The sequence below is a fragment of the Luteimonas flava genome (assembly GCF_036584485.1).
Lineage (GTDB): Bacteria > Pseudomonadota > Gammaproteobacteria > Xanthomonadales > Xanthomonadaceae > Luteimonas > Luteimonas flava.
The window spans coordinates 977,781-995,287 of the sequence record NZ_JAZHBM010000001.1 but is presented as its reverse complement, the minus strand read 5'-3'; the positions used below and the strand labels follow the sequence as shown (position 1 = coordinate 995,287).

Here is a 17,507-nt window from a genome sequence, read left to right as displayed (position 1 = left end):
CGCCTAAGTGATCAAGCCGGGACCCTTTCGCGGTCAGCCCGAAGATCAGAGTGGGCCCCAGCTTTCGCTGGGGCGACGGTCGATACCGATCAGCGCGGCGAATGAAGTACGCGAGCGAACCCCGCCCACTGACTTCTTTCGTCTGACTCCTTACGCCTTACTCCTCACCCACGACGTCGACACCCGCAGGCGGCGTGTAGCGGAAGGTGTCGGCGGCGAACGTCGGATTGCGCTTCCAGCCGCTGAAACCGATCGTCGTGCGCTGGCCCAGCGTGTCGTGGATTTCCATGCGCGACAGGCTGCCGTCGCTGCCGAAGCCCAGACGGGCGCGTTCGAACGCGGCGTTCTCGGTGCGCTTGGGACGCAGCTCGAGCCAGTTCAGTCCACCGGCGCTGCCGGCTTCGGCAACGCTGAAGTCGCGGTCGAGCTTGGACGGATCGATCAGCGCGGCGAGCGGACTGTCCTGTTCCTCGCTGCCTTGCGAGCGGCGCGTGACCTGCTGCAGATCGGGATCGAAGACCCACACCGTGCGGCCATCGGCGACGATCAGCTGCGGATACGGCTTCACGTATTCCCAGCGGAACAGACGCGGCGCCGACAGCGCCAGCGTGCCGCTCGAGCTTTCCTTGACCCGGCCGTTGCCGTCGGCGACCTGCTGGGTGAACTGCGCTTCGAGGCCCTTGAGGCCGCGCGTGAACTGCTCGAGCTGCGGGCGCGCATCGGCGGCCTGCGCGAGGCCGCCCACCATCAGCACGGCAGCGGCGGCAAACCAGCGGGAATGACGGATCATCGAGCGCATGCGAAGGAACCTCTGGGTTCGGTGACGTTGGACCGGAGTGTGCGAATTATTTGCTGAATGCGGCGACGACGACGCGGCGGTGCACAGATGCCGTGCATCGACGATTCATCGCAGGTCGCGCAGCGTCGGCTCGATCAGCGCGGCGGTGGCGGCGGCGCAAGCACGCTGCGGTCGCCGTTGTGCTCGGGCGGCGTGACCACGCCGGCCGCTTCCATCGCCTCGACCAGACGCGCGGCGCGGTTGTAGCCGATCTTCAGCCGGCGCTGCACACCGGAGATCGACGCGCGGCGGGTCTCGGTGACGATCTTGACCGCTTCGTCGTACAGCGGATCGCTCTCGTCGCCACCACCGCCGCCGCTTTCCGGCAGCCCGGTCGCACCGACCACGGTGCCGTCGCCCATCGTCTGCACTTCGTCGAGCACGCCCGAAATGTACTGGGCCTGGCCACTCTGCTTCAGGTGCTCGACGACGCGGTGCACTTCCTCGTCCGACACGAACGCGCCGTGCACGCGTTCGGGCATCGCCGTGCCCGGCGGCAGATACAGCATGTCGCCGTTGCCGAGCAGCGTTTCCGCGCCGGACTGGTCGAGGATGGTGCGCGAATCGATCTTGGAACTGACCTGGAACGCGATGCGCGTCGGGATGTTGGCCTTGATCAGACCGGTGATCACGTCCACCGACGGCCGCTGCGTGGCGAGGATCAGATGGATGCCGGCCGCACGTGCCTTCTGCGCGAGACGCGCGATGAGTTCTTCGACCTTCTTGCCGACGATCATCATCATGTCGGCGAATTCGTCGATGAAGATGACGATGTAGGGCAGCGGCTCGAGCAGTTCGGCGACGTCGCTCGATTCCGGATTCGGGCGGAACAGCGGGTCGGACATCGGCTGTCCGGCGTCCTGCGCGTCCTTCACCTTCTTGTTGAAGCCGGCCAGGTTGCGCACGCCGACCGCGCTCATCAGCTTGTAGCGGCGTTCCATCTCCGCCACGCACCAGCGCAGGCCGTTGCCGGCCTCCTTCATGTCGGTGACCACCGGCGCCAGCAGATGCGGGATGCCTTCGTAGACGCTGAGCTCCAGCATCTTCGGGTCGATCATCAGCATGCGCAGCTCTTTCGGACTGGCCTTGAACAGCAGGCTGAGCACCATCGAGTTGACCGCGACCGACTTGCCCGAGCCGGTGGTACCGGCGACGAGCAGATGCGGCATGCGCGCGAGATCGGCGACCACCGACTGGCCGCTGATGCCCTTGCCCAGCGCCAGCGTCAGCGGGCTCGGCGACTTGTCGTATTCCTTGGAGCGCAGCAGCTCGGAGAGATAGATCATCTCCCGGCGCACGTTCGGGATTTCCAGGCCGATCACCGACTTGCCCGGAATCACGTCCACCACGCGCACCGATTTGACCGACAGCCCGCGGGCGATGTCCTTGTCCAGCGAACTGATCTGGCTGACCTTGACGCCCGGCGCCGGCTCCATCTCGAAGCGCGTGATCACCGGGCCCGGCTGCGCTTCCTTGACCTCCACGTCGATGCGGAAGTCCTTGAGCTTGAACTCGATCTGACGCGACAGGGTTTCCAGCGTCTCCTCGTCGTAGCCCTTGGGCTGCGGCTTGGGATCGTCGAGCAGCGACAGCGGCGGCAGGTCCGAGCCGTTGGCGTTGACGCCATGGAACATCGGGATCTGCTGCTCGCGCTTGGCGCGTTCGCTCTTTTCGACCACCGGCGGCACGACCGGCGCTTCGATCTTCACCGGCGCGCGCTTGGCCCGCAGTTCGGTGTCGACCTTGCGCGCTTCGGTGCGCTCTTCGCGATGCACGCGGGCTTCCTTCCAGTCCGTCGCCTGCTTGCTGCTGCGGCGGAACAGCACCGGCAGCTTCATGACCCAGCCACCGAGGCGGTCCATCAGCGCGAACCACGACAGGCCCGTCGCCAGCGTCACCGACACCAGGAACAGCGCGAGCAGGAACAGATTGCCGCCGACCGGGCCGATCGCGCCGTAGAGCGAATTGCCGACCAGCCGGCCGAGAATGCCGCCGCCACCGGCCGACAGGTTCTGCACCGCCGGCACCCGCAGGTACAGCAGACCGGTCGCGGACACCAGAAAGCCGACGATGCCGACCAGACGCAGGGCCGGGCCGAAATCGGCGGTGCCCTCGGGGTCGCGTTCGATGCCGAACAGCGCGATCCATGCGATCGCGCCGAGGATCACCGGCAGCAGATAGGCGACGTAGCCGCACAGATGCAGCAGCACGTCGGCGATCCATGCGCCGACCGGGCCGCCGACATTGTTCAGCGGCGCGGTGACGCTACCGGCATTGGTCCAGCCCGGATCGGTGTGCGAGTACGTGACCAGACACGCCAGCAGATACAGCAGCAGCGGCGCGATCAGGATCAGCGCGATGTCACGGACCAGCCGCTGGCGACGCGGGTTCGGCGCCGCCTTGGCGGACGCCGCGGGTGCGGCGTCCTTGGCTGCGCTGCGCGTGCGCTTGGAGCGGTCTGAAAGCGGTCGTGCCACCGTGCGTCTTTACCTGAGAAAGTCAGTACAGGCCTTTGATCTTACGTCAAAGTTTCATGCCCTGCAGCGCAGGATGCACGAGCTTGCCGCCTTCGACATTGATGCCGCGCACCAGCGCCGCATTGTCGCGCCACTGGCCCGACGCAAGCTTGTTGACCCACGGCAGGATCGCCGCGCAGATGGCCTGCGACGAGGTCTGCGGCACGGCGCCGGGCATGTTGGTCACGCAGAAGTGGGTCACGCCCTCTTCCACGTAGACCGGCTCCTTCCAGGTCGTGCCACGCGAGGTCTCGAAGCAGCCGCCCTGGTCGATCGAGATGTCGACGAGCACGCTGCCGTCCTCCATCGACTTGATCATCTCGCGGGTGACCACGTGCGGTGCGACCGCACCGGTGACCAGCACCGCGCCGATCACCAGGTCCGCCGAGGCGACCTCGCGGGCGACGACGTCGTCGTAGGGATACAGCGCGGTGACGTTGTTGCCCAGGCGCATCATCTGTTCCATGCGGTCCTGACGCTTCTCGAACACCACGACATTGGCACCGCCGGCCGCGGCCAGCGCCGCCGACGCACCGCCGGCCACGCCGGCGCCGAACACCACGACCTTGCCGCGCTCGGTCGACGGCAGGCCGCCGAGCAGCTTGCCCTTGCCGCCGAGCGGCTGGTGCAGGTAATGCGTGCCGACCTGCACCGCGATCTTGCCGGCGATCACCGACATCGGCGCCAGCAGCGGCAGCTCGCCGTTGTCGAGCTCGACGGTTTCGAAGGCGACGCCGGTCAGGCCGATGTCGAGCAGGCGCTTCGTGAGTTCGGGCAGCGGTGCCAGGTGCAGGTAGCAGAACAGCAAGTGGTCCTTGCGCAGCAGCGCGAGGTCGCCTTCGATCGGCTCCTTGACCTTCACGATCAGTTCGCCCTTCTCGTACAGCGCGGCCGCGTCCGGCGCGATCTTCACGCCCAGACGGGTGTAGGCCTCGTCGCTGAAGCCCGACTTCAGGCCCGCGCCCTGCTGCACCCACACTTCGTGACCACGGTTGACCAGATCGCCTGCCGCTTCGGGCACCAGGGCCACGCGGCCTTCGAGGGTCTTGGTCTCACTCGGAATACCGATACGCATGTCGCCGACTCCTGCACAAAAAAACGCCGCTTTCGGCGGCGTGTCGCGGATGGATTGTTCCGGTCGGCTGACGTTGCCGAACCTTGTTTTGCGGGGGGCGCACCGCCAAGCTATGGACCACGTCAGGCCGCAGTGCCGAAGCCCGCGAGTATACATGAGCGCCCCGAATACAAGCCCCCGCCACCTCCGTCTGCTGATCCTCGGATCCGGCCCCGCCGGCTGGACCGCCGCCGTCTACGCCGCGCGCGCCAATCTGAAACCGGTGGTCATCACCGGCATGCAGATGGGCGGCCAGCTGATGACGACCACCGAGGTCGACAACTGGCCGGGCGACGCGCACGGGCTGATGGGGCCGGACCTGATGGCGCGCATGCAGGCGCATGCCGAGCGTTTCGACACCGAGACCATCTTCGACCACATCCACACCGCGGATCTCTCGCAGCGTCCGTTCCGCCTCAAGGGCGACAGCGGCGAGTACACCGCCGACGCGATCATCATCGCGACGGGCGCGACCGCGAAGTACCTCGGCCTGCCGTCGGAAGAGGCGTTCAAGGGCCGCGGCGTCTCCGCCTGCGCCACCTGCGACGGCTTCTTCTACAAGGACCAGGACGTGGCCGTGGTCGGCGGCGGCAACACCGCGGTCGAGGAAGCGCTGTACCTGTCGAACATCGCCAGGACCGTCTATCTGGTCCATCGCCGCGACACACTGCGCGCCGAGAAGATCATGCAGGACAAGCTCAACGCGAAGATCCAGGCCGGCAAGATCGTCCCGGTGTGGCACCACACCGTCGACGAGGTGCTCGGCAACGATGCCGGCGTGACCGGTCTGCGCCTGAAGTCCGTGCAGGACGACAGCACACGCGAGATCGCCGTGCACGGCTTCTTCGTCGCGATCGGCCACACGCCGAACACGACGCTGTTCGAAGGCCAGCTCGCGATGAACAACGGCTACCTCGAGATCCGTTCGGGCATCGACGGCAATGCGACCTCGACCAACGTGCCGGGCGTGTTCGCCGCCGGCGACGTGACCGACCAGCACTACCGCCAGGCGATCACCTCGGCCGGCTTCGGCTGCATGGCCGCGCTCGACGCCGAACGCTTCCTCGACCAGCAGGGCTGAGTTCCGATGCCAGGCGCATGCGTTCCGGCCCCGCGCGCGGGGCGTCGCGCATGACCCTGGCGCAACTGCGCTTGATCCTGCGCCGGGAATCCCGGCGCATGTGGGTGCGCGCGACGATCTACTGCGGCCTCGCGATCGTCACCGCGCTGGTCGGCGCCCTGGTCAAGACCTGGATTCCCGAATCGCTGGCCGGGCGCATCGGCGCCGATTCGGTCGGCAACCTGCTCGGCATTCTTGCCGCGTCGATGCTCGCGGTGACGACGTTCTCGCTGTCGACAATGGTCTCGGCCTACAGCTCGGCCTCGACCAGCGCCACGCCGCGCGCGACACGCCTGCTGATCGCCGACAGCGGCGCGCAGGGCGCGCTGGCGACCTTCATCGGTGCGTTTCTGTTCGCAGTCGTCGGTCTGATCGCATTGAGCACCGGCATCTACGGCGACAGCGGCCGCGTCGTGCTGTTCGCGGCGACCGTGCTGGTGATCGTGCTGATCACCCTGACCCTGCTGCGCTGGATCGAACAGCTGTCGAGCTTCGGCCGGCTCGGCGCGACGATCAATCTGGTCGAAGACGTGACCCGGCGCGCGGTGCGCCAGTACGCGGACGATCCGTTTTTCGGCGCGGCACCGTCGCCCGGCGTGCCGGCCGATGCGACGGCGCTCGAGGCACAGGACATCGGCTACGTCGAGCACATCGACGTCGCGCTGCTGGCCACGATCGCGGCCGACCATGACGGGGAGATCCATGTGGTCGCGTTGCCCGGGGTGTTCGCTGCGCCCGGTCGTGCGCTGGTCGCCGCACGCGGCCTGCCCGCGACCGAAGAAGTCATTGCGCGCGTGCGCAGCGCGTTCACCATCAGCGACGAGCGCAGCTTCGAGCAGGACCCGCGCTACGGCTTCGTCGTGCTGACCGAGATCGGCAGCCGCGCACTGTCGGCCAGCATCAACGATGCCGGCACCGCGATCGACATCATCGGCACCGTGACCCGGCTGATGTGCGAATGGGCCCGTCTGGGCGTGCCGGCAGCCGCAGCGGAAATCCGCCATGCACGCGTGTTCGTGCCGGCGATCGACATCGACGACGTGTTCGGCGATCTCTATCCCGCGCTGGCCCGCGACGGCGCCGGCCTGGTGGAAATCGGCATCCGCATGCAGAAGGGGCTGGCCGCGATCGCCGCGTCCGGCGATCCCGTCTTCGCCGCGGCCGCCAGCCGCCACGCGGGTCTGGCGATGACGCGCGCGATGACCGCGCTGACGTTCGAGCCCGATCGCGAGCTGTTGCGGCGCACCGTCATCGAAGCCGGCGACAGCGTCGACGGACGCAGCGGATGACCGCGCTGCGCGTGCTGTCACAGCTGTCGGACGTGCCGGCGGCGGACTGGGATGCGCTGCATGACGGCAATCCTTTCGTCAGCCATGCCTTTCTGTCAGGACTCGAGCAGCACGGCTGCCTGCGCGCCGAGTGGGGCTGGACGCCGCAGCATCTGACGCTGTGGAACGGCGACACGCTGACCGCCGCGGCGCCCGCCTACCGCAAGACCAACTCGCATGGCGAGTTCGTGTTCGACCATGCCTGGGCCCACGCCTATGCGCAGTACGGCCATGACTACTTCCCGAAGCTGCTGGTCGCCTCGCCCTATTCGCCGGTGACCGGTCCGCGCCTGCTGGCGCGTGACGCCGGCGCGCGGAAAGCGCTGCGCGTCGCCATCGAACGCGCGACCGGCGATGCGGGCTGGTCGTCGGCCCACGTCAATTTCCATACCGCAGCCGAAGCGGAGGCCTTCGATGCCGACTGGCTGCCGCGCATCGACGTGCAGTACCACTGGCGCAATCCCGGCGACTGGTCGACGTTCGACGATTACCTCGCCGCGATGGACCACAAGCACCGCAAGAACATCCGTCAGGAGCGCGCGAAGGTCGCCCGCGCGGGCGTGACGTTCCGCGTGCTGCGCGGCGACGAGACCAGCGACGACGATCTCGCGACGATGTACCGCTTCTACCTGCAGACCTTCGCCGAGTACGGCAACTCGCCCGCGCTGACGCTGGATTTCCTGCGCCATCTCGCCGCGACGATGCCGCGCCAGCTGGTCCTGGTGCTGGCCGACCTCGGCGACGTTCCCGTCGCCGGTGCACTGTGCCTGCGCAGCGGCGACACGCTGTACGGCCGCTACTGGGGCGCGATCGCCGCCCTGCCCGGCCTGCATTTCGAGACCTGTTATTACCAGGGCATCGACTACTGCCTGCGCGAGGGGCTGCGCCACTTCGAACCCGGCGCGCAGGGCGAACACAAACTCGCACGCGGCTTCCTGCCGACGCTGGTGCACAGCCGCCACTGGATCGCCGACCCCGAATTCCGGCGCGCGCTGCGCGAGTGGTGCGCGCAGGAAGCGCAGTCGATCCGCGGGTATGCAGCGACACTCGCCGCCAGCAGTCCATTCCGGCAACCCACGCCGTGAGCCTGCATCTGCCGCGCCTCGGCGTGGAGCCGGACGCCCCGTTTCCGCCGGTTGAAAGCGCGCTGCGCCGCCCCGACGGCCTGCTCGCATTCGGTGGCGACCTGTCGGTGCCGCGGCTGCGCAAGGCCTACCGCCACGGCGTGTTTCCGTGGTTCTCCGAGGGGCAACCGATCCTGTGGTGGTCGCCGGATCCGCGCACGGTCTTCGAGACCGCGGCGCTGCATCCGAACCGGCGCTTCGCACGCACCTTGCGCGGCAGCGACTGGACGTTGCGCGCCGACACCGCGTTCGCCGCGGTGGTCACCGCCTGCGCGCGGGCGCCGCGCCCGGGTCAGGACGGCACGTGGATCACCGATGCCATGCGCGACGCCTACGCCGCCCTGCACGCGACGGGCATCGCCCACAGCGTGGAAGTGTTCGACGGTGATGCGCTCGTCGGCGGCATCTACGGCGTGTCGATCGGCCGGATGTTCTTCGGCGAAAGCATGTTCAGCGCCCGCACCGGCGCATCGAAGGCGGCGCTGTTCGGGCTCGCCCGGCAGATGCGCCGCTGGGACATGCCGCTGATCGATGCCCAGGTCGGCAATCCGCATCTAGACTCGCTGGGCGCCGCCAGCTGGCCGCGTGAACGGTTCATCGCATCGGTCGACGTGCTGGCCGAAGCCCGTGCCCCGGTCATCGGCGCATGGACCGGCGCGTTCGGCGAGATCCCCGCGGCCGCGCTGGGCACGCCGGACTGAAGCGCGCAGGGGTCGTTTTGCATCGCCTGCAGCCGCGTGCGACAATACCCCGCTTTGCTGGCGCGAGCTCGAAATCATTCGAACCGTGCGCCGCATCCCCAACGACGGATATTCCACACGCATGGCGAAAGACGACGTCATCGAGTTCGAAGGCGCGGTCTCCGAGACCCTCCCGAACACCATGTTCCGGGTGAAGCTCGAGAACGGCCACGAAATCATTGCGCACATCTCCGGACGGATGCGCAAGAACTACATCCGCATCCTGACCGGTGACCGGGTCAAGGTGGAAATGACGCCCTACGACCTCACCAAGGGCCGCATCACCTACCGCATGAAGTAACCGCGGCAGCGCAACACCTTCCGAAGGCGGCCATGGGTCGCCTTCGTCGTTTCGGGCAATGCGCCGGCTGCCGGGTCATCTGCATGCCGGCACGGCATTCCGCGCGGTAGGCTCGGTCCACACGACCGAACGGATGTCTCCGATGCCCCGACTGCCTGCCGTCACCACGCTCGTCCTTGCGCTCGCACTCGCCCTGCCCGTCCAAGCGCAGACCGCGCCCGCCGCAGGCGCCGCGCCGACGGCGATGACCCAGGCGCCGCCCGCGGCCGAGACCGCGCGCCTCAATGCCTGGCTCGACCAGCAGTACGAAACCTCGCTGCGCTTCAGCCCGATCGGGCTGACCTTCCTCGGCCGCAAGGAGCTGTACGACCAGCTCGACGACGTGTCGGACGCCGCGATGGAAAAGCAGCTCGCGTGGCAACGCGCGAGCGTTGCCGAGATGGAGCGCAGCTTCGACGTCGATGCGCTCGATCTCGAAGGCAGGTTGTCCTACGAGCTGTGGGCGCAGCAGGCGCGCGAGGCGGCCGAACAGTTCCAGTACCGCCGCAACGGCTACGCCTTCACCCAGATGATGGGACCGCAGGCGATGTTGCCGACGCTGCTGATCAACTTCCACAAGGTCGACAGCGAAGCCGACTACCTCGCCTACATCGCGCGACTGCGCGCGCTGCCGACGATGTTCGACACCCTGCTCGAACATGCGCAGGCCAGCGCGGACGCCGGCATGCGCGCGCCCAAGTTCGCCTACACCGGCGTCATCACCCAGTCGCGCAACGTGATCACCGGTGCGCCGTTCTCGCAAGGCGACGACACCGCGCTGTGGGCCGATCTGGTCAAGAAGGCCGACGCGCTGCGCGAGGCGGGGACGATCGACGCCGCGAAAGCCGAGGCGCTCAAGACCCAGGCGCGCGCGGCGCTGCTGGAATCCGTGGGCCCCGCCTACCAGCGCGTGATCGCGTGGCACGAGGGCGACATCGGCAACGCACTGGAGAATCCCGCCGGCGTCGGCACGACACAATCCAACGGCAAGGCGTATTACGCCTCGCAGCTGCGTCGCAACACCAGCACCGACCTGACGCCCGAACAGGTGCACGACATCGGCCTGCAGGACGTGGCGCGCATCCACAAGGATCTGGAGATGATCAAGAACGAGGTCGGCTTCGACGGCGACCTGCAGGCGTTCTTCCGCTTCATCGCCACCGATCCGCAGTTCAAGTTCCCGAACACCGATGCCGGTCGCCAGGCGTACCTCGACGAATCCACGCGCCTGCTCGACAACATCAAGCAGCAACTGCCGCAGTTCTACGGCCTGCTGCCGAAGGCCGATCTGGTCGTGCGCCGCGTCGAATCCTTCCGCGAAGAACCCGGCGCCGCGCAGCACTATTTCCCGAGCAGTCCCGACGGCACCCGACCCGGCATCTACTACGCGCATCTGTCCGACATGAACGCGATGCCGAAGCCGGAACTCGAAGTCATCGCGTATCACGAAGGCCTGCCCGGCCATCACATGCAGATCGCGATCGCGCAGGAGCTCACCGGCCTGCCGCAGTTCCGCACCCAATACCAGACCACCGCGTATTCGGAAGGCTGGGGTCTGTATTCGGAGTGGCAGGCCAAGGAAATTCCGGGCACCTATGCCGATCCCTATTCGCGTTACGGGCAGCTGAGTTCCGAGCTGTGGCGCGCGATCCGGCTGGTCGTCGACACCGGCATGCACGCCAAGGGCTGGACCGAGCAGCAGGCGGTCGATTACTTCAACGACAACAGCGGGTTCCCGGAAGCGACGATCCGCTCCGAAGTACAACGCTATCTGTCGTGGCCGGGCCAGGCGACGGCCTACAAGATCGGCATGATCCGCATCCAGGAACTGCGCAAGAACGCCGAAGAGCGGCTCGGCGATCGTTTCGACGTGCGCGGATTCCACGATGCCGTGCTCGGCGGCGGCGCGCTGCCGTTGGATCTGCTCGAGCGTCGTGTGGACGCATGGGTGGAGGCGTCCGCGCGCTGATCCAGCACGCCAAAAGAACTCTCCGCGTGGGAGCGCGCTTGCGCGCGATGGGGCCGTCCCGCGAAGCCCCGTCGCGGCCAAGGCCGCTCCCACACATCCGAAAAAAGAAGGCGCCCTCGGGCGCCTTCTTCGTGACACGGTCCGCGGCGTCGGTCAGTCGACGGTCGCGGTGAGCAGCCGTTCCGGCTCCGCCCAGGTTTCGACGGTGAGCTCGCCGTCCTGCACGTCGATCGAGACCCGGCCGCCGTTGGCCAGCTTGCCGAACAGCAGTTCGTCGGCCAGACGACGCTTGACCTTGTCCTGGATGACGCGCGACATCGGACGCGCCCCCATCTGCGGATCGAAGCCGTGCTGTGCGAGCCAGTCGCGGGCCGCCGGGGTGGCCGACAGCGAGACGTTCTTGTCGTGCAGCTGCGACTCCAGCTCGATCATGAACTTGTCGACCACGCGCAGGATGTGCTCGAAGCCCAGCGACTGGAACTGCACCACCGCATCGAGACGGTTGCGGAATTCCGGCGTGAAGCTCTTGCGGATCACTTCCATCGCATCGCTGCTGTGGTCCTGGCGCGTGAAGCCGATCGAACGGCGCGAGGCCTGGGTAGCACCGGCGTTCGTGGTCATCACCAGGATCACGTTGCGGAAGTTCGCCTCGCGCCCGTTGGTGTCGGTCAGCACGCCGCGGTCCATCACCTGCAGCAGGATGTTGAAGATGTCCGGGTGCGCCTTCTCCACCTCGTCGAGCAGCAGCACGCAGTGCGGCGTCTTGACGATCTTCTCGGTCAGCAGACCGCCCTGGTCGAAGCCCACGTAACCCGGGGGTGCGCCGATCAGGCGGCTCACCGAATGCGATTCCATGTACTCGGACATGTCGAAGCGCACCAGCTCGATGCCGAGCTGCAGCGCCAGCTGGCGCGTGACCTCGGTCTTGCCCACGCCGGTGGGACCGGCGAACAGGAAGTTGCCGATCGGTTTGTCGGGGCTGCCGAGGCCGGAACGCGCGAGCTTGATCGCAGACGTCAGCATCTCGATCGCCGGATCCTGCCCGAAGATCACCATCTTGAGGTTGCGCTCCAGATGCTCGAGCACGTCCTTGTCGGTCGCACTGACCTGCTTGGCCGGAATCCGCGCCATCTTGGCGACGATGGTCTCGACTTCCTCGACGTCGATCAGCGCCTTGCGCACGCCTTCGGGCAGCAGACGCTGACGTGCGCCCGCTTCGTCGATGACGTCGATGGCCTTGTCGGGCAGCAGACGATCGGCGATGTGCTTGACCGAGAGGTCAACGGCGGCCTGCAGCGCCTCGTCGGCGTAGGTCACGTCGTGGTGCGCCTCGTAACGCGGCTTCAGGCCCTGCAGGATCTGGTAGGTCTCGCTGACGGTCGGCTCGACGATGTCGATCTTCTGGAAGCGGCGCGCCAGTGCGCGGTCCTTTTCGAAGATGCCGCGGTATTCCTGGAACGTGGTCGAGCCGATGCAGCGCAGCTCGCCCGACGCCAGCGCCGGCTTGATCAGGTTCGACGCGTCCATCGTGCCGCCCGACGCCGAACCGGCGCCGATGATGGTGTGGATCTCGTCGATGAAGAGGATCGCGCCGGGGTGCTTCTTGATCGCGGTCAGCACCGCCTTCAGACGCTTCTCGAAATCACCGCGGTACTTGGTGCCCGCGACCAGCGCGCCCAGATCGAGCGAGTAGATCGTCGCATCGGCCAGCACCTCGGGCACTTCGCCGTCGACGATGCGCTTGGCCAGGCCTTCGGCAATCGCGGTCTTTCCCACGCCGGCTTCGCCGACGTAGAGCGGATTGTTCTTGCGGCGGCGGCACAGCACCTGGATCGTGCGCTCCACTTCCTCGGCGCGGCCGACCAGCGGGTCGATGCGGCCTTCCTGCGCGGCCACATTGAGATCGCTCGCGAACTCGGCCAGCGCATCGCCCTTGCCCTCGCCTTCGGCACCTTCGGTCCGGGCCTGGGCCGGATCCTCGTGCGCGCCATCGGGCTCCTCGCCACCGCTCTTGGCGATGCCGTGGGAGAGATAGTTGACGACATCCAGCCGGGTCACGTCCTGCTGGTTGAGGTAGTAGACCGCGTGCGAATCCTTCTCGCCGAAGATCGCGACCAGCACGTTCGCGCCGGTGACTTCCTTCTTGCCCGAGGACTGGACGTGGTAGACGGCGCGCTGCAGCACGCGCTGGAACCCGAGCGTGGGCTGGGTGTCACGCGTGTCGTCTTCTGCCAGCTTGGTGACCGATGTGAGGATGGCCTGCTCGAGGTCGCCACGCAGACGCTCGAAATCCGCGCCGGTGGCCTTGAGCACGGCCTCCGCAGACGGGTTCTCGAGCAGCGACAACAGCAGGTGTTCGACCGTCATGTACTCGTCGCGGGCCTCGCGGGCGCGCTTGTAGCACTGGCCGATCGTAAACTCGAGATCTTTGCTGAACATGGGGCGGTCGCCTCCGGCTTCACTGACACCCTAGATGGGGCCCGATTCCGGCAAACAAACCCTGCCCCCGTGGGCTTATTAGGCCTTTTCCATCGTGCAGAGCAAGGGGTGCAGATTGAGCCGTGCGTATTCATTCACCTGCGCGACCTTCGACTCGGCGACTTCGCGGCTGTAGATCCCGCACACGCCCCGGCCGCGCGTGTGCACGTGGAGCATCACCTGGGTCGCGCGTTCGAGATCCAGCGCGAAAAACCGCACCAGGATCTCGACCACGAAGTCCATCGGCGTGTAGTCGTCATTGAGCAGCAGCACCGAGTACAGCGGCGGTGGCGCGACTTCCGGGCGGCCGGGGGCCACCGCGGTGCCGTGATCATGTTCGTGTTCGTGTCTGCGACTCATCCGCCGATTATACCGCCGCGCCGTGGATGGACGCCCCAGACCCCGGTCGTCAGAATGACCGGCATTCCCCCGACCTGGTGCCTCGATGCATCACCGCCGCCGCTTGTTCCGGGCATCGCGCCTGCTGCCGCTCGCCTGCCTGCTCGCCCTGTCGCCGATCGTCGCGGCCGGTCCGGGCGCAGCCGGCCTCGTCCCCAGCGCCGAAGACACGCTTGCCCAGCGGCTCGACGCCCACGGCGTGCGTTACGGGCGCGATGAAGACGGTGATTACCGCGTCGTCTTCGCCTGGCAGCAGGAGAACCGCAGCCAGCTGGCGTTCGTCGCCGGCAGCGCCCACGTGCTCGGCGACAGCGCGGTCCGCGAGGTGTTCTCGCCGGCCGCGCCGGTGCCCGCAGGCGGCTTCAGCGCGGAGCAGGCCGACATGCTGCTGCGCGACAGCCAGCGCAATGTGCTGGGCGGTTGGGAGATTGCCGGCGACACACTGTTCTATGTGATCAAGCTCCACGACGACGCCGACGGTGCGCGGTTCGAGCAGGCACTCGAAATCGCCGCCGAGCTGGCCGACGACATGGAGCTGCAGCTCACCGGCGAGGACGCCCTGTGATGGCGGTGTCGGCCGATCCGCGCTTCTGGCAGCCGGACGTCACGGTCGCGACCGTGGTCATGGACGGCGGCCGCGTGCTCTGCATCGAGGAGCGCGTCGACGGGCGCCTGGTGATCAACCAGCCGGCGGGCCATCTGGAGCCGGACGAATCGCTGCTGCACGCGGCCGTGCGCGAGACGCTCGAGGAATCGGGATGGACGGTCGAGCTGACCGGTTTCATCGGCAGTTATCTGTGGAAGTCCGCGCCGCGTCCCGGCGAAGCGGACGGCCGGCATTTCCTGCGCTTCGCCTTCGCCGCGCGCCCGCTGTCGCACGATCCGGCGCGCGCGCTCGACGACGGCATCGAGAAAGCCACCTGGTTCACCCCGGCGCAGCTGCAGGCCGAAGCAGCGCGACATCGCAGTCCGCTGGTGTGGCAGGTCGTCGCCGATTGCCTCGCCGGCCAGCGCTTCCCGTTGTCGGCCGTGCGTCAGATTCCGTGAGCGCGCCGGAGGTCATCGTCGGCATGTCCGGCGGCGTGGATTCCTCGGTCGCCGCACTGTTGCTGCGCGATGCGGGCACGCCGCTGGCCGGCCTGTTCATGCAGAACTGGGCCGAGGACGGCAGCGGCGACTGCCGCGCCGAGGACGATCGCCGCGACGCAGTGGCCGTTTCCGGCCGGCTCGGCCTGCCGATCCATTTCCGCGATTTCTCCGGCGAATACTGGGCCGGCGTGTTCGAGCACTTCATCGCCGAGTACGCGGCCGGCCGCACGCCGAATCCCGACGTGCTGTGCAACCGCGAGATCAAGTTCAAGCATTTCCTCGACGCGGCGCGCGATCTGGGCGCGGCGAAGATCGCGACCGGACACTACGCGCGCGTCGATGTCGAGAGCGGCCGCTGGCGCCTGTTGCGCGCGCGCGATCGCAACAAGGACCAGAGCTACTTCCTGCACCAGCTCGGCCAGGCGCAACTCGCCGCCACACTGTTCCCGCTCGGCGAACTGCCCAAGACCGATGTGCGCGATCTCGCCCGCGCGGCGGGCCTGCCGACGGCGGAGAAGAAGGATTCGACCGGCATCTGTTTCATCGGCGAACGCGACTTCCGCACGTTCCTCGGCCAGTATCTGCCCGCACGCCAGGGCGAGATGCGCACGCCCGACGGGCACCGCGTCGGCATGCATCCCGGCGTCTTTTATTTCACGCTCGGCCAGCGCGAAGGCCTGCAGATCGGCGGTGTGCGCGGCTTCGACGCGGCGCCCTGGTATGTGGTCGGCAAGGATGTGGGCGACAATGTGCTCTTCGTCGCCCAGGGCGCCGACACGCCGTATCTGCTGTCGTCGCATCTGACGAGCGAACCCGCACACTGGATCGCCGGCGAGCCGCCGGCGCAGCGTTTCCGCTGCACCGCCCAGACCCGTTACCGGCAACACGAGGAATCCTGCGAAGTGACCATCGATGCGAACACCGGCCAGCTCGACGTGCGGTTCGACCGCCCCCAGCGTGCGGTCACGCCCGGACAGTCCGTGGTGCTCTACGACGGCGACGTCTGCCTCGGCGGCGCGGTCATCGCGCGCACCGACGCGCCGCTGGAACTGCGCGCACGCGAGGTGGCGGCATGATGGAGCAACGTGTCCTCGCACTGGCCGGCATGGCCCAGGCGCTCAAGCAGGTCCGCCGCATTGCCGAGACCGGCCAGGCCGACGCCGCCGTGCTGTCGACAGCGCTCGACAGCGTGTTCCGTATCGACGCCAGCTCGCCGGCCGAGGTCTACGGCGGCCGCGACGCGGTGGTGCCCGGCCTGATGCTGCTGCGCGACTATTTCGGCAACCAGGGCAGCGACCCGCTGCTGCCCAAGCTGGGCCTCGCGGTCGTGCAGCTGGAGCGCCGCTTCATCCAGGACAGCGCCGTCAGCGGCGAAGTCCATCACGGCATCCTCGAGATCAAGCCCAAGGCCGAAGAACTGGGCCATACGCATCCCGAAGTGCTGGCCGCACTCGGCGCGCTGTACGCCGACACCGTCAGCCATCTGCGTCCGAAGGTGATGGTCCAGGGCAATCCGCACTACCTCGGGCAGGCCAACGTCGTCGCCGAAATCCGCGCGGTACTGCTGGCCTCGCTGCGTTCGGCGGTGTTGTGGCGGCAGATGGGCGGCAGCCTGTGGGATTTCCTGCTGCGCCGGCAGCAGATGCTCAAGGCGATCTGACGCCGCATGGCGCGGCTGACCTTCGTCCGTCACGGCGAGAGCGTGGCCAATGCCGGCGGGCAGACCCTGCCGCACGCCACCATTCCGCTGTCCGCGCGTGGACATGCGCAGGCCGACTGGCTGGCGACGCAACTCGCGGAAGCGATCGCCGGCCCGGTGCTCGTCTCGCATTTCGATCGTGCCCGCGCGACCGCGCAGGCGTTCTGCGCGTTGACCGGGCGCGATGCGCAGGTGCATCCGCTGCTGCACGAATTCTCGGCAATCGATCCTGCGCGCATCGCGGGCCTCACGGGTGAACAGCGGCGTCCCCTGACGGAGGCCTACTGGACACGCGGCGACCGCGATGCCCGCATGGGCGACGAGGCCGACACGTTCGCCGAGTTCGTCGCGCGCATCGATGCCTTCCTCGATGCGATGCCGACGCTGGACGACGACAGCGTGCTGTTCGGGCACGGCATCTGGTTCGGCCTGCTGGCGTGGCGCCTGATGGGCTTCGCCGCCGACGCACCGGATGACATGCGCGCTTTCCGCCAGTTCCAGGTCGCGCTGCCAATGCCCAATTGCGCGGTCTACGAGCTGACCGGCAGCGGTCGCCACTGGCATCTGCATTACCGCGCCGACCTCGCGCGCGGCATCGCCGCGCTGTAGAACGCGTACGCAGTTCGCGCCCCGCACGGCTGCACGCGATCGGCGGGCATCTGGCACGTCTCCATTGGAGAGCGCGGCTGTCCCGCGTCCGATCCGAAATCGGCACGCAATACGCCGAAGCTTGAATCGTAAGGACCACGATCT

General features: G+C 67.6%; 16 protein-coding genes. 11 read left to right on the top strand and 5 right to left on the bottom strand.

From position 1 onward, the window contains the following. Nucleotides 1-157: 157 nt before the first annotated feature. From lolA to V3391_RS04745, 3 genes are all read right to left on the bottom strand, one after another. Nucleotides 158-790, bottom strand: a complete 633-nt coding sequence (gene lolA, locus V3391_RS04755) for an outer membrane lipoprotein periplasmic chaperone LolA (RefSeq protein WP_332077251.1) — start codon at nucleotides 788-790, stop codon at nucleotides 158-160. Nucleotides 791-933: 143 nt separating this feature from the next. Continuing rightward, entirely contained in the window at nucleotides 934-3,315 is a 2,382-nt protein-coding gene (locus V3391_RS04750) for a DNA translocase FtsK (RefSeq protein WP_332077250.1), read from the bottom strand. Between the two features lie 46 nt (nucleotides 3,316-3,361). Further along, nucleotides 3,362-4,429: an alanine dehydrogenase gene (locus V3391_RS04745; protein ID WP_332077249.1), complete on the bottom strand. Its 1,068-nt coding sequence runs from the start codon at nucleotides 4,427-4,429 to the stop codon at nucleotides 3,362-3,364. A 154-nt stretch (nucleotides 4,430-4,583) separates the two neighbouring features. On the opposite strand from V3391_RS04745, the gene trxB reads away from it, so the two are divergent. From trxB to V3391_RS04715, 6 genes are all read left to right on the top strand, one after another. Further along, nucleotides 4,584-5,549: a thioredoxin-disulfide reductase gene (gene trxB, locus V3391_RS04740; protein ID WP_310149579.1), complete on the top strand. Its 966-nt coding sequence runs from the start codon at nucleotides 4,584-4,586 to the stop codon at nucleotides 5,547-5,549. A 17-nt stretch (nucleotides 5,550-5,566) separates the two neighbouring features. Continuing rightward, entirely contained in the window at nucleotides 5,567-6,877 is a 1,311-nt protein-coding gene (locus V3391_RS04735) for a DUF2254 domain-containing protein (protein WP_332077248.1), read from the top strand. Further along, nucleotides 6,874-8,001, top strand: a complete 1,128-nt coding sequence (locus V3391_RS04730; protein ID WP_332077246.1) for a GNAT family N-acetyltransferase — start codon at nucleotides 6,874-6,876, stop codon at nucleotides 7,999-8,001. Before V3391_RS04735 ends, V3391_RS04730 begins: the two co-directional genes overlap by 4 nt. Then, nucleotides 7,998-8,741: a leucyl/phenylalanyl-tRNA--protein transferase gene (gene aat, locus V3391_RS04725; protein WP_332077245.1), complete on the top strand. Its 744-nt coding sequence runs from the start codon at nucleotides 7,998-8,000 to the stop codon at nucleotides 8,739-8,741. Before V3391_RS04730 ends, aat begins: the two co-directional genes overlap by 4 nt. A gap of 121 nt (nucleotides 8,742-8,862) precedes the next feature. Beyond that, nucleotides 8,863-9,081 carry a translation initiation factor IF-1 gene (gene infA / locus V3391_RS04720; protein ID WP_055248081.1) on the top strand — a complete coding sequence of 73 codons (219 nt, stop codon included), beginning with the start codon at nucleotides 8,863-8,865 and terminating at the stop codon, nucleotides 9,079-9,081. A gap of 142 nt (nucleotides 9,082-9,223) precedes the next feature. Further along, nucleotides 9,224-11,089: a DUF885 domain-containing protein gene (locus V3391_RS04715; protein WP_332077244.1), complete on the top strand. Its 1,866-nt coding sequence runs from the start codon at nucleotides 9,224-9,226 to the stop codon at nucleotides 11,087-11,089. Between the two features lie 153 nt (nucleotides 11,090-11,242). Here the strand turns inward: V3391_RS04715 and clpA are convergent, their stop codons facing one another. Beyond that, nucleotides 11,243-13,528: an ATP-dependent Clp protease ATP-binding subunit ClpA gene (gene clpA / locus V3391_RS04710; protein WP_332077243.1), complete on the bottom strand. Its 2,286-nt coding sequence runs from the start codon at nucleotides 13,526-13,528 to the stop codon at nucleotides 11,243-11,245. Between the two features lie 78 nt (nucleotides 13,529-13,606). Next, entirely contained in the window at nucleotides 13,607-13,927 is a 321-nt protein-coding gene (clpS, locus tag V3391_RS04705) for an ATP-dependent Clp protease adapter ClpS (RefSeq protein WP_232135322.1), read from the bottom strand. An 85-nt stretch (nucleotides 13,928-14,012) separates the two neighbouring features. Between clpS and V3391_RS04700 the strand changes: the two genes are divergently transcribed. The 5 genes from V3391_RS04700 to V3391_RS04680 are packed head-to-tail and all read left to right on the top strand — an operon-like array spanning nucleotide 14,013 to nucleotide 17,363. Then, nucleotides 14,013-14,531, top strand: a complete 519-nt coding sequence (locus V3391_RS04700) for a hypothetical protein (RefSeq protein ID WP_332077242.1) — start codon at nucleotides 14,013-14,015, stop codon at nucleotides 14,529-14,531. Then, nucleotides 14,531-15,013: an NUDIX hydrolase gene (locus V3391_RS04695; RefSeq protein WP_232149524.1), complete on the top strand. Its 483-nt coding sequence runs from the start codon at nucleotides 14,531-14,533 to the stop codon at nucleotides 15,011-15,013. Before V3391_RS04700 ends, V3391_RS04695 begins: the two co-directional genes overlap by 1 nt. After that, nucleotides 15,010-16,131, top strand: coding sequence for a tRNA 2-thiouridine(34) synthase MnmA (gene mnmA / locus V3391_RS04690; RefSeq protein ID WP_332077241.1), 1,122 nt, complete (start codon nucleotides 15,010-15,012; stop codon nucleotides 16,129-16,131). Before V3391_RS04695 ends, mnmA begins: the two co-directional genes overlap by 4 nt. Then, nucleotides 16,131-16,715, top strand: a complete 585-nt coding sequence (gene hflD / locus V3391_RS04685; RefSeq protein ID WP_332077708.1) for a high frequency lysogenization protein HflD — start codon at nucleotides 16,131-16,133, stop codon at nucleotides 16,713-16,715. The genes mnmA and hflD overlap by 1 nt, the downstream gene beginning before the upstream one ends. 6 nt (nucleotides 16,716-16,721) lie before the next feature. Further along, nucleotides 16,722-17,363 (top strand): histidine phosphatase family protein, encoded by a 642-nt coding sequence (locus V3391_RS04680; RefSeq protein ID WP_332077240.1) that lies wholly within the window; start codon nucleotides 16,722-16,724, stop codon nucleotides 17,361-17,363. Nucleotides 17,364-17,507 lie beyond the last annotated feature (144 nt).

Bases quoted from the DNA above. Each gene is read 5' to 3' on its own strand.
- lolA (WP_332077251.1), bottom strand. From the start codon at position 790: ATGATCCGTCATTCCCGCTGGTTTGCCGCCGCTGCCGTGCTGATGGTG.
- V3391_RS04745 (WP_332077249.1), bottom strand. From the start codon at position 4,429: ATGCGTATCGGTATTCCGAGTGAGACCAAGACCCTCGAAGGCCGCGTG.
- trxB (WP_310149579.1), top strand. From the start codon at position 4,584: ATGAGCGCCCCGAATACAAGCCCCCGCCACCTCCGTCTGCTGATCCTC.
- V3391_RS04735 (WP_332077248.1), top strand. From the start codon at position 5,567: ATGCGTTCCGGCCCCGCGCGCGGGGCGTCGCGCATGACCCTGGCGCAA.
- V3391_RS04730 (WP_332077246.1), top strand. From the start codon at position 6,874: ATGACCGCGCTGCGCGTGCTGTCACAGCTGTCGGACGTGCCGGCGGCG.
- infA (WP_055248081.1), top strand. From the start codon at position 8,863: ATGGCGAAAGACGACGTCATCGAGTTCGAAGGCGCGGTCTCCGAGACC.
- V3391_RS04715 (WP_332077244.1), top strand. From the start codon at position 9,224: ATGCCCCGACTGCCTGCCGTCACCACGCTCGTCCTTGCGCTCGCACTC.
- clpA (WP_332077243.1), bottom strand. From the start codon at position 13,528: ATGTTCAGCAAAGATCTCGAGTTTACGATCGGCCAGTGCTACAAGCGC.
- clpS (WP_232135322.1), bottom strand. From the start codon at position 13,927: ATGAGTCGCAGACACGAACACGAACATGATCACGGCACCGCGGTGGCC.
- V3391_RS04700 (WP_332077242.1), top strand. From the start codon at position 14,013: ATGCATCACCGCCGCCGCTTGTTCCGGGCATCGCGCCTGCTGCCGCTC.
- V3391_RS04695 (WP_232149524.1), top strand. From the start codon at position 14,531: ATGGCGGTGTCGGCCGATCCGCGCTTCTGGCAGCCGGACGTCACGGTC.
- hflD (WP_332077708.1), top strand. From the start codon at position 16,131: ATGGAGCAACGTGTCCTCGCACTGGCCGGCATGGCCCAGGCGCTCAAG.
- V3391_RS04680 (WP_332077240.1), top strand. From the start codon at position 16,722: ATGGCGCGGCTGACCTTCGTCCGTCACGGCGAGAGCGTGGCCAATGCC.